11 protein-coding genes are annotated in these 16094 nt (G+C 38.8%); 1 reads left to right on the top strand and 10 read right to left on the bottom strand.

All coding sequences use genetic code 11. From position 1 onward, the window contains the following. Positions 1-52: 52 nt before the first annotated feature. From CLV25_RS14765 to CLV25_RS14720, 10 genes are all read right to left on the bottom strand, one after another. A complete protein-coding gene (locus tag CLV25_RS14765) occupies positions 53-1675 on the bottom strand; it encodes an asparagine synthase C-terminal domain-containing protein (protein ID WP_131840436.1) in 1623 nt (540 codons plus the stop codon). Then, positions 1665-3023: an oligosaccharide flippase family protein gene (locus CLV25_RS14760; RefSeq protein WP_131840435.1), complete on the bottom strand. Its 1359-nt coding sequence runs from the start codon at positions 3021-3023 to the stop codon at positions 1665-1667. Before CLV25_RS14760 ends, CLV25_RS14765 begins: the two co-directional genes overlap by 11 nt. Positions 3024-3027: 4 nt before the next feature. Further along, positions 3028-4317, bottom strand: coding sequence for a nucleotide sugar dehydrogenase (locus tag CLV25_RS14755; RefSeq protein WP_131840434.1), 1290 nt, complete (start codon positions 4315-4317; stop codon positions 3028-3030). Positions 4318-4328: 11 nt separating this feature from the next. Further along, positions 4329-4898 (bottom strand): acyltransferase, encoded by a 570-nt coding sequence (locus CLV25_RS14750; RefSeq protein WP_131840433.1) that lies wholly within the window; start codon positions 4896-4898, stop codon positions 4329-4331. A 2-nt stretch (positions 4899-4900) separates the two neighbouring features. Continuing rightward, positions 4901-6028: a DegT/DnrJ/EryC1/StrS family aminotransferase gene (locus CLV25_RS14745; RefSeq protein WP_131840432.1), complete on the bottom strand. Its 1128-nt coding sequence runs from the start codon at positions 6026-6028 to the stop codon at positions 4901-4903. A gap of 3 nt (positions 6029-6031) precedes the next feature. Further along, on the bottom strand, positions 6032-7201 hold the full coding sequence (locus CLV25_RS14740; protein ID WP_131840431.1) for a Wzz/FepE/Etk N-terminal domain-containing protein: 1170 nt from the start codon (positions 7199-7201) through the stop codon (positions 6032-6034). A gap of 154 nt (positions 7202-7355) precedes the next feature. Continuing rightward, positions 7356-7712: a four helix bundle protein gene (locus CLV25_RS14735; RefSeq protein WP_131840430.1), complete on the bottom strand. Its 357-nt coding sequence runs from the start codon at positions 7710-7712 to the stop codon at positions 7356-7358. A 120-nt stretch (positions 7713-7832) separates the two neighbouring features. Further along, positions 7833-10226, bottom strand: a complete 2394-nt coding sequence (locus tag CLV25_RS14730) for an SLBB domain-containing protein (RefSeq protein ID WP_131840429.1) — start codon at positions 10224-10226, stop codon at positions 7833-7835. Positions 10227-12819: 2593 nt separating this feature from the next. Beyond that, positions 12820-13386, bottom strand: a complete 567-nt coding sequence (locus tag CLV25_RS14725) for a DUF3575 domain-containing protein (RefSeq protein WP_165877101.1) — start codon at positions 13384-13386, stop codon at positions 12820-12822. Positions 13387-13544: 158 nt separating this feature from the next. Beyond that, positions 13545-14699, bottom strand: coding sequence for a DUF4493 domain-containing protein (locus CLV25_RS14720; RefSeq protein ID WP_131840427.1), 1155 nt, complete (start codon positions 14697-14699; stop codon positions 13545-13547). Between the two features lie 193 nt (positions 14700-14892). Between CLV25_RS14720 and CLV25_RS14715 the strand changes: the two genes are divergently transcribed. Beyond that, complete coding sequence (locus tag CLV25_RS14715; RefSeq protein WP_131840426.1) at positions 14893-16092, top strand: DNA recombination protein RmuC; 1200 nt, start codon at positions 14893-14895, stop codon at positions 16090-16092. Positions 16093-16094 lie beyond the last annotated feature (2 nt).

Genomic DNA, 16094 nt, shown 5'->3' with positions numbered 1-16094 from the left:
TTAAATAATTTAAATGATATAATTAAAACTAATAATGAAATTAATAAATACATTAGTAAACGTTCTCTTTAAAATTATAAACTTTCACCAACTGCCAAAACGCAGCAATTTGATTTATTTGATCAAAATTAATCTTATTATTTTTGCCCACTTCATTCTCCCAATAATTAAAAAGTATTTGAAATGAATTAACACTTTTGTTTATGCTTTGATATTGAAAAAACTTTCTATATAGACAAAACAAAGACAATGGTAATAACATTTTTACAAAACGCACAATACCATCTCTTTTATTAGAAGTAAATTTCTTAACAAAATCAATTTGATACGGTATAAATAAAAAATCAAACAAAAAATCATTGTACAATTTATTATCAACCAATTTATAGTTATATGGTACACTATACCAATAATTTAACAGATCACAATCCCACAAAGGAAGTCTCCATTCATATCCATAATATTCAAATACTCTAACCGCATTAACAACAAATTTTGAAGCTTTATGCTCTGTAAACCAACCATCATTTGTTGCTACTAAAGAATCCTCTGAATTTGTATAATTGTATGGTTTTAAAGTTAAAGCAATTTCAGTCTTTACTAAATTAGAATACTTCTCTTTTATCTCATAATTTAAATTGAAATGTCGATCAAAAATATAATCACATATATCTATTTTTGAAACATCTTTTTTAAACAATATTTCTTGAGGAAGATAACTACCACCTAGCAAATCGCCACAAAATCCAGGAATAAAAATAGAATCTGGGGGAATCATTTTTTTTTCATGTAACTTCTTAACAGCAAGAAGATCCTGATAGTGAGAAAGTGATGAATAGTTTGATGCAAACCTAAAATAATCTATAAAATCCTTATCTTTAATTAAGGAATTATATGATTCCTCATCGTATTTTATAAAATACCATTTGTATTTTAAGGTATCAGCAACTTTTTTTGATATATCAACTTCAAAACTATCTGATCGACCATATGTGTAACAAATGACATTTTCATAATTAAGTTTTTTAAGCATTGACACTATATACCTCGAATCAAAACCACCACTTAAAGGAATGACTGCAGTACGACCATTTAAAGATTTAATTAATCGAGTAAATACATCAATTGATATCTTTTCAAGATTTTTATAGTGCTGCTGCTTGGCACATTCAATTTTAACATCAGATTTGTGAACGTAATACTTTGATATTGAATACGAATTTTCTTTTTTATTATATACAAGATACTCACCAGCAGATAACTGATAGAAGTCTTTTAACAATGTATGATTCCCAACAACATAACCAGTCTGTAAAAACTCATTAATGCTAACATCACAAAATGAATTTTCCGAGAGAGTAAATAAAGATTCGTCAATATAATCAGAGATTACAAATGTGTCTAAACATTCATGATAAAACAACGGAATACTTCTTGAATTATCTACAGCAGCAATAACCTCATTATCTAAATTAATAATAACTGCAAATTGCCCATTGGCATTTCTTAGTTTTACAGAAAGATCTCTACTTGAGTAAACATCTTCAAAACACTTTAATATTTCTTCATTTGTATATAATATGTTATTACAAATAACATAACCTCTGGCTTTAACCTTTTCATTACAATACCATTCAAACCCATTATTTCTTTTTAAACTAAACCTACAAACCATAATTACTAAACAATAAAAAGAATAAAACAAAAATAATCACAGGAACTGCAACTTTAATTAAAAAAAACAAAGACACTCTATATTCGACACCAACTAATTTCAACAAATACAATGAATAGCCACACCAAAATGCAGCTCCAATTAAACCGAATAGTAGTATTGTTAAGTTAGGATCATTAAAAATGATTACACCTAAATATATAGATAAAAATCTTGAAAAAAGAATTAATATATTAAAGATAAGGCCTTGTTTCTGTTTACCGAGTACGCTTAAGATAAAAGACAATGGTGAAGATATAAATACAAATAAAAGCCACACCCACAAATATTGGGCAAATTGGCCTGAAACAGCCCATTGATCGCCAAGAACAAAAGTAAATATCTTTTCTCCCCAAATTCCAATAGTCATCATTGGCACAATTGAAATCAGCAACAATTTTTTGAATATTGAAAAAGTAAGAACTCGTAATCTATTAAAATCATCTTTTAACGAACTTGCTTTCTGAAAATAAACCTGACCAACAGCAACACCTAAAAAAGAAATTGGAAGAGTTAAAATATTATTTGCTTGAGAATAAAAACCACATATTTTGTTCGAAAAATGCACAGAAAGCATAAATACAGGAATCTGAACAGAAATAGTGTTTATTAATGCTGATAAAACTTCAAACTTCGGGAACAGTACATGTAATCTTGCCTGTCTTTTAACCTCGTTAAAAGATATTAACCTAAAGACACCTAATGATGCCTTACAAAAAAAATTACGAAAATAAAATAGCACTCCGAAAATTAGTGAAAACAAAGTGCCAATTATTAGTCCACCATTAAATTTGAACAATCCCAAAAGGAGACGAGTTGACGCTTGAGTACAGCTTATCGCAACATTTCCGTATGATAATATTTTAAACTTTTGTTGTCGACTAAACCATATGTTGAATATTTGATTTAAAGAAGTAATTAAAACAGCTATTGGAACTAAATATATATAGTTACCAACAGAACTCGCTCCAAACATTTTTAATATACTATCTTTAAAAAAGATAATTATTAAAAGTATAATCGAAGTAAATATTAAACTTATAGAAGCAGTTAGTCCTATAAGATTAACTGCTTCCTCGTTATTTTTGGGTAACATTATAGCCAATTCGTATCGCATTGTAGCAATTACACTTAAGACACCTACAAAACCTAAAAATACGGCTAATTGACCAAATTCAGCAGGTGAATATAACCGAGCTAAAATAGGCGATGCAAACAATGGAATTGCAGCAGATACTACTGAACCAGATGCTAATGTAAGAACTTGTTTAACAAAAACATTTGACTTTAATGTATTAATATAACTCATTAAACTACAAGCTCCAATACTTCAAACTATGAATTTTCCCTCTATAAATTCCCTTTACATCAACTAAAACAGCACTATCGTGAGTTAGCGATTTAAAGAATTTTTCATCAAGGCTATAGTACTCCTTATGCGAAACAGCAACAATAACAGAATCGTAATTACCAATAGGCTTTTCAATAAGATTAAAGCCATACTCGTGGCGCACCTCTTCGGCATCAGCATGTGGGTCAACTACATCAACATCAATACCGTAATCTTTTAATTCATTGATAATATCGGCAACCTTAGAGTTACGAATATCGGCAACATCCTCCTTAAAGGTAACTCCCATTACTAGTACCCTAGAGCCAAGAATATTTTTTCCTAAAGAAATCATCTTCTTTACCAACTTCTTGGCGATATAGCCTCCCATAGAATCGTTAATAAAGCGACCAGCGTTAATAACCTGTGGGTGATACTTTAACTCCTTTGCCTTGTGTACAAGGTAATATGGGTCTACGCCAATACAGTGTCCACCAACTAATCCTGGATAGAATTTTAAGAAATTCCATTTTGTACCAGCAGCCTCAAGTACATCAAAAGTGTTAATTCCAATGCGACTAAAAATTATAGAAAGCTCATTCATCAATGCGATGTTTACATCACGCTGAGTATTCTCAATAATCTTAGCAGCCTCGGCAACCTTAATATTTGGAGCACGGTGCACCCCTGGTTGAATAACCAACTCATAAACCTTTGCAATAGTATCCAAAGCCTCGGCATCGCAACCTGATACTATTTTTGTTGTATTGGTTAGGGTATGATTTTTATCTCCCGGATTTATTCGCTCTGGTGAATAGCCGACCTTAAAATCTACTCCAGCCTTAAGACCAGAAACTTCTTCAAGAATAGGAATACAATCCTCCTCAGTACATCCAGGATATACGGTAGATTCGTATACAACATAATCACCTTTCTTTAGTGCCTGTCCAACAGTACGCGAAGCACTTAGTAATGGCTTTAAATCAGGTTGGTTGAATTCATCAATTGGTGTTGGAACAGCAACAATATGGAAAGAAGCTTCTCTAAGCGTATCAATCGAAGAGGTAAAAACAATATCGGTATTATCGAAAGCAGAAGAATCTAACTCAGAACAAGGATCAATGCCCTGACGCATTTTTTCTAATCTATCCTCTTTAATGTCAAAACCTACTACTGATATCTTTTTTGCAAATTCAAGGGCTATAGGTAAGCCTACGTAACCTAATCCTACAAGTGAAAGCTTCGCTTTCTTTTCAACAAGTTTTTTATACATCGTATTTGTTTTTACAATTTAGAAACACACTCATTTATTAGCTGATACTTATCACCGCTTTCAGAACAGGTGGCAAAACCTTCATCATTAAAATGCAGCTGCTGTCCGAATTCACTCATCCAGCCAATTTGCTTAGCAGGATTACCAACCATTAAGGCATAAGGTCTCACCGTTTTAGTTACCACTGCACCTGCACCTATAAAGGCATACTCACCAATATCATGCCCACAAACAATGGTAGCATTTGCACCAATAGTAGCACCATTTCCAACATGCGTTCTTTTATATTCGCTTTTGCGGTTTACAGCGCTTCTTGGGTTGGTAACATTGGTAAAAACCATCGATGGACCTAAGAACACATCGTTACCACATGTTACACCCGTATAGATTGATACATTATTTTGAACTTTGCAATTATCTCCTAAAATAACATCAGGAGACACTACAACATTCTGCCCGATGTTACAGCTTTTTCCAATTGTACAGTTCGACATAATATGAGAGAAATGCCAGACTTTTGTACCCTCGCTAATTACACAGCCTTCATCAATAATGGCTGTTTCATGCTTAAAATATCCCATAACTAATTCTTAAAAAATTCATTAATAGCATTTGAGATTATAACTTGTTCCTCCTTCGTTATTTCCGTATGAATTGGTAACGAAAGAACGCTATCTGCCAATAATTCAGACACATCCAAATCTTCACCTTGAATCGTAATAGACTTAAATGCATTTTGTTTTTGTAATGGCAATGGATAGTATATCATAGAGGGTATTCCTTGCTCTTCCAAATGCTTTTTAAGCATATCACGCTTACCATCTTTCACCTTCAAGGTATATTGATGGTAAACATGGGTTGAAAATGGCATTTCATCAGGTATAGTAACACCATCAACGTCATTCAATAAAGCATGGTATACCTGAGCCGCATTATATCGAGCATTAGAATAGTCATTCAAATACTTAAGCTTCACATTCAATATTGCAGCCTGGATAGTATCTAAACGAGAATTACAACCAATAACCTCATGATGATATTTAACCTTTTGTCCATGGTTGGCTATCATCCTAATCTTTTGAGCTAACTCATCGTTGTTGGTCATTAATGCCCCACCATCACCATAGCAACCTAAGTTCTTTGAGGGAAAGAAAGAAGTACATCCAATATCACCTATTGTGCCTGTCTGCTTCTTTTCGCCATTCGAAAATGTATAGGTTGCTCCTATTGCCTGAGCATTATCTTCAATTACATAAATATTGTGCTTTTTTGCCAACTCCATGATTGGCTCCATATCGCAGCATTGACCAAATAGATGTACTGGAATAATAGCCTTAGTTCGAGGAGTTATCGCTTTCTCTATATTTTTTACAGTTACGTTGAATGAAGAGTAATCGACATCAACCATAACAGGAGTTAGCTTCAAAAGTCCAATAACTTCAGCAGAAGCAACGTAAGTGAATGCTGGCACAATAACCTCATCACCGGGTTGTAGATCAAGAGCCATAAGGGCTATTTGTAGAGCATCTGTTCCATTAGCACATGCAATAACATGCTTTGCTCCAGTATATTCTTTCAGAGAGTTTTCAAAATTCTTTACTTGAGCCCCATTAATATATGAAGTTGAAGAAAGTACCTTATTAATCTCCGTTTCAATTTGATCTTTGATCTTATCATACTGACCTTTAAGGTCGCACATTACAATTGCCATACTCTATTGTTTTAAGGTTTTACTCATTAACTTTTCAAATTTCTTCCCATTAACCTTATACAAGAATGAAATTATAAACACACCGACTACACCTAAAAAGAATCCTAAAAAGGAATAAACAACAAGGATCATTGGTCTATTAGGCTTACTTTTTATGTTCGGTACAACAGCAGGCTCAACTACCGTTAATACCGGAGTAGCATCCTTAACCTTAATCTTTGCCTGCTCCAGCTGCTTTGCTAATTCGGAATAAACGCTATATAGTAGGGTATACTCAGCATTAATGCGTTCGCCTGTTGTTTGAGCTGAAGCGAGTATTACATTACGATTACCATCCTTAAAAGCAGCCAACTGCATCTGCTTTTGCTCGAAGCTACGCTTAGCCTCGTTGTAGCGTTGCTGTATAAAGTCAAGGTTTTGCTTTACCTTATCTACCTTAAAGTCGGTGATATACTTTTGTAGTAGTATACGGGTAGCCTCTACCACCTGAGTGGATGCCAATGCCTCCGGCATATTGGCAGTTAGGTTTAACGTACCCTCTTTTTCGTTTATTGCGAGAGAAACCTTCGAGGATAAGAGTTTTGCAATAGCATCTTCCTTTTGAGAAAGTCTCAGATATTTCGATTCCCTACTCCCTACTCCCTTCTCACTATTCGCTCCTTTAACCGCTTTTATAATCACCCCCGGCAACCCAATAGTATACTTCTTAATCGTACCAAACAAGTTAAACGGTTGGTAATCCTCGTTGGTATAGTAGTCGTAAAGGGTAATTTCGTGAGGGATATTATCAAACTTTACCTTGGTGTACATTAAATCCTTTTGGAATGGCACGCTTGCCATTATTTTGGGGTAGATGGTTGGGGATAGCACATCACCTCCACCCATATCGCCAAGGCTAACCCCTGCCATTGCAGCTAAACCAGCCAATCCACCAGCCTTGCTTTTACCATCGCCTAGTTGGGGTACCATGGTAACGCTACTGGTGTACTCCTTTGCCGAGAATATGGCCACAAATAGCCCTATTGCAGCAAATATTGCTGTTACCTTAAGAATAAACTTACGGCTATCCCAAAGCTTACGTGCAAGCTCCAGAAGATCGATTTCTATTTCGCCGGATTTTTTTGTTGGCGGAGTTTCAATTGGGGTTTGTTGGTTGTTTGGAGTATTGGTCATTTGCTTATTGTTTTCTGTATTTGTGATGCGTGAACAGTGATGCGTGATGCGAATTTTTTCGTGATGAGTGATCAGTGAAAGTTATGCGTTTCGGCTTACGGCTCACTCTTCACGGTTCACTCTTTACTGCTCACCCTTCACTCTTCACGGTTCACTATCCCATTTTTTCCTTCAGTTTTCTAATCAAATTAATAAGCATCTTTCGAATATGCTCTATTCTATCAGCCAGTTCACCATTGATTTCTGCATATCCCAGTCTTTGGCTTATAATCAACTGTGTGTCGATCTCGGCAATAGAACCTAAACTTATATACAAAAATTGAATAAACTCTTTTGTATTCTTCCTTGCAGCACCTTCTGCTATATTTGAAGGAATTGACACAGCGGCTCGACGAATTTGAGAAGTTAACCCATAAAGTTCACTCTTTGGAAATTCTTCTGTAAACTTATAGATATTAACTACAAGTTCTATTGATAGTTTCCATACGTCAAGGTCTTTATGAGTTTCCATAACTTTTATTAGTGTTTCGGCTCACGCCTCACTCATCACGTTTTCAGGGTTCACCCCTCTCGGCTCACGCATCACAGTTCACTGCTCACGCTTTCACGCATCTCGGCTCACTCCGTTCGCCTATTTAGTCACATTAATAATCGTCGCAATCATTGCCGCAATCGATGCCAACGAAGAGCTGTAACCTAGTATTTCACCAGCTGTGGCTCCCTTACGTTCGGGTTTATTGGGTACTACTATTTCGCAACCGGGCTCAATTCGAGGAGAACTCCAGAACCTCTTTCGGGCAGCCGTACCGTTCATATAGATAACGAATGACTTTCGCTTTTTGGCTCCATCGTCGTATCCTCCAGCCATGCTAACGTAGCGCGACAGGCTCATACCCTTTCGGTAGGTAACCGTATTTGGATATAGCACAGCTCCGCTTATACGAACCGTATTGCTAAACTGAGGAACTTCAATAACATCATCCTCCTTAAGCACCACATCGTATTCCGATCCTGGATTGCTCATCGCCTTTTCGAGATCGATACCGACAAAGTACTCAGAGCCAATATCCAGCTTCTTTACATCTATGGTATCCTTTTTAGATGAGCTACGTGCGGCAAGCTTTACCAAAGAAATTACCCTTACCGAATCGTCGTGGGTCATTTTTCTCATCAATCGAGCACCTTTTACGTATGCCTGAGGGGTTAAGCCTCCTGCCTTTTGAATAAGTTCGCTGATTCGCTGACTCTTTACCGATAGACCATAATCGCCCGTAAAAACCACCTCACCCTTCACGGTAACGTTGTGCTGTTTCTCATATCCTGGCGATACACGAACATAAACCTCGTCGTAGGGAGCCAGCACAAAGCGTTTTGCCTCTGGGGCTATCGATAGCTTATCGTCTATGCTAAAGGAAAACACCTCAGCAGCCTTATCGGTAGGCTTCAAGGAGTATGGATCGCGAATGCGGCGCGCAACCTCTACTTGCTGCAGCGAAGCTTCGTACTTAAGGCCACCCGCCATAAGAACAAGATCTTCAACCGTCATATCCTTACGGAAAGGATAGGTAGCAGCGCTATCAACGGCTCCTTTAATGGTAACCGTAAACTCCTTTTGCAGATCGTATATCGAAGGGATGTAAAGAACATCCTTATTTTCGAGCGCTACATCGGCTGTTTTATTGTTAAGCAACGCGTACAAATCAACAGCAACCATCTGTTTCGACGAGTCGGGTAGCGTACGGGTTATTTGTGCACGGGTAAGGAATGCATCGCCACGAACACCTTCTGCCTTATCGATAAGCTGCTTTACGGTAGATAGCTTATCGGTTAGGGCAAACATACCTGGGCGTTGCACAGCCCCCTGTATCTCCACCCTATTACTAAACGATTTTACCACTTCGCCAACGGTTAGCTCATCTCCATCCTGTATGGCGAAACTCTTAAAACCAGCCTTATCAACAGTATGCACCTCAAATTGACGTCCGTTGCTTCGCTTAAGCGTAATATTTTCGGAGTAGGCCGAAGATTTAAAGTCACCGGCAAAGCGAATTGCATCGGCAAGCGTCTCCCCCTTCTTCATCTCAAAGATGCGAGGGCGCTTAACGTTACCCTTAATGGTTACCAGCTTCTCGTATGGCGAAACAACCACCATATCGTTATCCTCCAACCTAACGTTCGATCCAAACTTGCCGTTAAGCAGGTAATCGTACACATCTAGTTCGCCTACCATGTGGCTACCTCGGTATACCTTAATGCTACGAAGCGATCCTATTTCGTTTACCCCGCCTGCAACGTATAGCGCATTAAAAAGAGTTGATAGAGAAGGAAGCGTATAAGTACCGGGACGAGCAACCTCGCCCACCATGTTAACCTTAATGCTTCTAATATTACCCAGCGAAAGGGTTAGATGCGTACCTCCTCCGTTTAGCCCCGAGTATATTCGCGATAATGCAGAGCGCAACTTCGATTCAGCTCCCTCTATGGTAAGCCCACCCAAAGCTATAGGACCAAAACTTGGAATAACAATTCTACCATCGGGGCTGACCTTCTGAGTAAAGTTATCTTCCGAAGCACCGTATATATTAATGATAAGCTCATCGCCAGCTCCCAGCTTATAGTTTTTTGGAGTTGCAATGTTTAGATTTGGAGCAAAGGTTAAGTTCTTCACTGCAAAGATCTCGCGACCATAAACCGCATTTGCCTTTTTAATGGAGTCGACTCGCAACGAATCTTGAACCCTAAACTTTACTCGGTAGAATTTATCTAAGCTATCCTGCGGTATATCGCGCATGCCATAGCCGCCTACCTTCGACGAAGCGCTCTGATTAGCGGTAGCCTGCTTTTGCTGCATAGCATTAGCCCCTTGCTTCTTCATTGCAGCATCAATCTGCTCCTGCGAAACACCGGCAGCACGTGCCTTTTCAATCATGTCGGGGGTAATAGTCTGCGCATGGGCAGATAGCGATAGCAACGCGAATCCAATTGTTGCCAATAGAAGTGCGGAAAGTCTTCGAATTATCATCATATTGTATAAATCCACATGTAAGGTATAAGTACAGCAAAGCCTCGTCAGTCACATCAACTTTAACCATTAATGGATGACATATAAGCCTTTAGCAAATAAAATATGGATACTATTCTATTGCCAGCCGCAACCTTTATCCCTCATTTTTTTGCGACCGTAAATATAGAACCTTTTACCCTAATAGAGTTCTAACAGTACAAAAAAGTGTAAAGGGTTAACGTTATATTGGTTAAAGCGATGGATACTATTCTACATTACAAAGATTTACATAAGCATGCTTTAGAACAGCAATTACTTTTTGTCCAAATTTCGTTTTTTGAGACTAGAATAAGTACTACTTGGATATACTCTTCAATCTAAGATGTAAAATATTACGAAAGGCTAAAGTCATTATATTAACGTAATTTCGATCTAAGAATTGAAACAGTTTGATATGGTTCGTAAAAGGGGATAACTTGCTAATATCATGCATAGCACAAATAAATGCCACAAAACCCTCAAACCACCCTACGGCAAGCAAGCCAAACCGCAAAGCCGACATCTCCATCCGTAAACACCATGGCGAAGCAGGAGGCGTTAGCCGACATCCCGGCAACGAACGGGACATACCTTCCCCGTCGTGGGTTCTGTTCGAAGCGGACGGAGAAACCACAACACTCGTAAAAGTGTAAAGGGCCAATGCGAGAGCAAGCCTTTATTGTGGATAAACGCCCCACCCGAAGTCTGCGAGTTAAGCCACGAAAGCCTTTCTTTGTTTCGTTTCTTTGGGCTCAAAGAAATGAAAGGGGCAAAAGACTAGTAAGAAAAAATAAAATCCAACCCTACACCCCTCCCAAGAGAGGGGATAACGTGCTACTATTAAACGTAGCACAACTATTAGCCGCAAGCATACTCCAGAAAGAAACATTCTATAATCAAATTACAGCCAAGATTGCACTAAAGCGCTACAACGCAGCGCCACCTTATTAACCGTGGGTGTAAGCCCACGGCCATTGGGGGGAGAACTATCAGCCCCAAAGGGGCGACCCCAATTCTACTCGTTTACCCAAAAGGTCAGCCCATAGCCCATTCTTATATAATGATTAGTGTAATCTTATCCCAAACTCTGCGCTGTCATGCCGGGCTTGTTCCGGCATCTAAATCTAATAGAGCGAAATAGTTCTTTGCCTTAGAAAGAACAACCATAGTCAACAACTCTTTAACTACTACATGGCAAATTGACGGGTTATAAAAAGGGACCAAACGTAATGCAGCTCGGACAGATTTTTGGTTCTATAACGAATAGGGTGAGTAGTAAATTCTGAGGGTTACTGCATCTGTAGAACATCTTCAACCACGTCGTGGTTGTTTACTTTCCTTCCCCTACCTCCCCCTAGTTTTACTCGGGGCTATTCACGTCAAAGCCCTTAGAGGCTTCTCGTAGTTAGTAAAGTAGCCTACGATTTATACTTACCCTTAATTAGCGTTAGTTCAATATGGTTGTAAACCTTATGAAAAGCGGCCATCAACCAATAGTCAGTTTATCCTCTACGAGGAAAATGTGCGGGTTATGGTTGGGTACTACAAGTCGTAATGTCCTATGGACAAAATTCGAAGGGCAAGAATACCGCGTGGCGGTTACAGACTTGTAGCATCACACCAAAACCTCGATATTATTCTCAGTAGATATACAATGATATCTTCCTCTTACATCGAGTTGACGTTGCCTTATGCAGATGAATGGCCGACAAGAGGCAATCCTAGAAGGATTGAATACGAATAGCCCCGCATGCAATGCAGGGAGAATTACACCCCATACAACTACAACCGCAAAGCGGTTGAATAGTGTGCAAAAAGAAGGGCTTACCCACCAAAAAACGTTATAGAGCCCAAATTTTGATCGGTACAAATACCGCGTGGCGATTACAGCCTTGTAGTTTATAGATTCTGTCGCTGTCTTTTTATCCGTAGGAGATATACAATTAGAAGTAGGAATAGGTTGCTCTCTAAAAAATTCCGGCATCTAAATTAGAATCCGACAGATTCTAAAAGAACTCTTCAGGTAACTCTTTAGTTTTGCAACGCGGATAATCAACACCCCATCCCCTTACCAAGCCAAAGCCACCTCCTTAGGCAATATCGCTAAATTAGGCACAACCCAAATTCAGCGCTGTCATGCCGGGCTTGTCCCGACAACTAAATCAGAATCCAATAGATTCTAAAAAACTTCAGGCAACTCTTTAGTTTTGAAACGATGAAAAGCCCCCTCTCTACAACCGAACTACACAATTCTTGTCAAAAACATAACTAGTATTGCCGGCTCCCTTTATACACCTTTAGTATAAGTTGCCTACACCTACTCAACTCTTGGAAGAACGATAACAACTCTTGGGAAGATGACAACAATTGTTGGAGGCTTCTCCACAACTGTTGGGAAGTTGTTCACAAATCATGGGAATTCTCCACAACTCTTGGCCCCCCCATCAAAACAAAGCTATCGCCCACAGCCATTCCTAACCATTCAGACAGGCGTATTCAAGACACACCTTTAGCAGAAGGGGCAGATGTGCTTTACACGACATCTGCCCCTTCTGTATTTTAACTGATACCTATTCTACTTTCCTAACCGATATCCAATATTTATACCCCCTTTATAAGGAAGGTATTCGGCACTTCCATTATATCCAACATAGCGTCCTCCGTCTGGATAGTAAAACGCCTCATAAATTGACCATTGACGACCTCCTCCAAAAAACACATCAATAAGCCATCTATCCTTAATTTTCATTTCGTAACCTATTGTAAAACCTGCCTGTACCGACCATCCCATTTGGTAAATATGGGAAGCATCATAATCCTCCTTAAAGAGCCAATGAGGCTTTGTTATTCTAAACATGGCATAGCCAGTATTAATCCCCACAAAAAAGCCCTTATTAACCTCTTTAAAGTAGTATCGTCCCTCTGGTTGAAGCATAAGAATACGAAATGGTCCCTTATCGTTTGTTTCATTTCTAAAGGTCATAAGCATATCAAATTCGAAGGTCCACTTATTTGAGATTCTAGTTTCAATAGATGGATTAAATGCCTTAGCGAATACAAGAGGTGCATTCAGTTTAATATAGGTCTGCCCATAAGCGCTTGCCGATGCCATAATAATTAGCAATAGTAAAATACGTCGCATGCCTTTTTTGAGTTTAGTTTCTAAAATTCTTGCGAAGATAACCAAACAGCACTCTAATCCAGCTTTTTCATTTTTCATTTTTCACACAAAAAAACGCCTCCAAGGAATCCTCCTCTTCGGCGCCTTTAAACTATTCCCTACTAACTACTCCCTACTCACTAATTGAATACCCTAATCTCATCAACAAATAGCCGCTTAGTTGCAGAGGTTATGGTAACCGTTGACGTTGCAGTACCTGCACCAGGGAAAGTAGCTGTAACCTCTTCAAAAGCATTTAACATAATGGCCGTATATGGCACAACCTTTTCTACACTTCCCACCTTTATTTTCAGATCAGACTCAACCGAAGTCCATCCTTTAACCTTTACCTTAACGGTAACATTGCCATTGTTAGCTGAAAGATCGAGCGTTTTTGAAATTATTTTCCCTTCGGTTCCATCAACACCCAATTTTAGAGCGCCTCCAGCCTGATAAGCCTTTGCAACAGTTGGAAAATTTTCGTTACCACTCCACGAACTTCTTGACCCATCCGAATCGGTGCTATTGCCTGTTGTTACCGAAGCAAAATCTTCGCTAAGCTTTAACGTTTCGGTGGTAGTCGGTTTTAGCGATATTACAATTTTTTCATCCCTAGTATTCACATCATCAACTCCGGTAATAGTCAACACAACCTTCGATGGATCTTCAGGGGCCAAGTCTATTGTAAGATTCACCAAATCCTGCGCTACAAGAGCCAATTTAGATGCGTATTCCTTGTCGCCCACCAAAACCACCACATTAACGTCTCCTGGGTTAAAATACCCAACACGTGATTCACTGCTAGCATAGGAAAGGCTACTACCGGCCTGCTCAATTGTTGTCGAATAAGCAATCGAATTGTCTGCACAGTACTTTTTGAAGCTATCGGAATAGATCACCTTAACCCCCGCATTTGTTTGCTTACATACCAAGCTTAAACTTGTAGTAGCACCTGCTGCTACACTAAAATCCTGAGTAACCCCATACAGTGGCGTGCCAAAATCAGGAAGCGTTACAGACGGAGAACTTACTTTTACGGTATAATCACCTACGGCTAGTTCTATGGGATTTGCCCCTATCTCCGAAACTTTTTTACCATAGGAAAAATCAGCATCCGTCTTACTTGTAATGTTAACATCGTAGCTATCCACCACAAGTGCGGCTTTTAAGCGAACACGTTCATCAACCTGAGCCGAAATTCTAACAAAACCGCTCTTAGAAATTGGCTTTACGTCATCCTTGGAACACCCCCCAAAGGCTAAAATCCCGAGGAGTAATAAAAACTTAAACCTCATAACATTAAAAGATTTTAATTTAAAACCGAATAAATTTAAGACGAAAGAGCTACAATTTCAACTGCTTAATACAATTCGTACAAATTACTGTATAAAAGGTTTACAAATCCAAGACTAAAAATCTTTTCAAAATCATCTAGTCCCAAATTCTATAAAGCCTACAATCTCTATCTTTACAGTATAAACCAAGCATATGAACAGCATACTTACAGTACTGATTATTGCCAATATCATCCTAATAGTTCTTCTTCTCTTTCTGATAGCAAAGATCAAGGAGCAACGCTTTTATCAGGAGCAGCAGATTAAGGAAGCACATAAGATGGAAGAATCCATGCGCGAAGAGTTTCGTCGCAACCGCGAGGAGTTTAGCAAACTGGCAAGCGAAGGACGCAAAGAGCAAACCCAATCGTTTAGCACCTTAACAACAGCCATCAACCAGCAGCTACAGTACATTGTAAAATCCAACGAGGAGCGAATGGAAAAGATGCGCTTCGACAATAACACTATGCTCGAACGAATGCGCGAAACTGTTGATGAAAAGCTAAATAAAACGCTGGAAGAACGCCTTGGACAATCGTTTAAAATGGTTAGCGAAAGGCTAGAACTGGTACACAAGGGACTTGGAGAAATGCACGAACTCGCCAACGGCGTTGGAGATCTAAAGAAGGTTCTTTCCAACGTAAAAACTAGGGGTATTTTTGGAGAGATACAGCTAAACGTAATTCTCAACCAGATCCTAACTCCTGCGCAATTTGAACAAAACATTACCGTAAAAGAGGGCAGCAAAGAGGCCGTAGAGTTTGCCATAAAGCTTCCTGGCAAATCGGACGACGAGGTTCTTTTTCTCCCAATAGACTCCAAGTTCCCAATGGATGTTTACCACAACCTTGTTAGCGCATACGAAACAGGCAGCACATCAACCATCCAGGAGGCGAATCGTTTGCTAGCAAAATGTATTGTAGTAAATGCCAAAACTATTTCCGAAAAGTATATAAACCCACCATACACTGCAGACTTTGCCATCATGTTCCTCCCCGTAGAGGGGCTTTTTGCTGAGGTTGTTCGCAATAGTACCCTTGTGGAACAAGCATATCGCGATTATAAGGTAATAATTACCGGACCTACAACTATCACGGCATTACTTAACAGTTTCCAGATTGGGTTTAAAACATTAGCTATCGAAAAACGATCGAACGAGGTTTGGAAGCTACTTGCTGCAGTAAAAACGGAGTTCAACAAGTTTGGCGATGTTTTGGAGAAAACAAAGATGAAGCTCAACCAAGCATCAAATGAGCTAGACTCTCTCGTTGGTGTCCGTACACGTGCCATTCAACAAAAACTTAAAGGAATCGAACAGCTTAGCGAAAACGATGCCTCTAAGATGATCGAGTAAAA

This window comes from Acetobacteroides hydrogenigenes, from assembly GCF_004340205.1.
Taxonomy (GTDB): Bacteria; Bacteroidota; Bacteroidia; order Bacteroidales; family ZOR0009; genus Acetobacteroides; species Acetobacteroides hydrogenigenes.
Note: the sequence above shows the minus strand (reverse complement) of the source record. Positions and strands in the feature narration are given on the sequence as shown.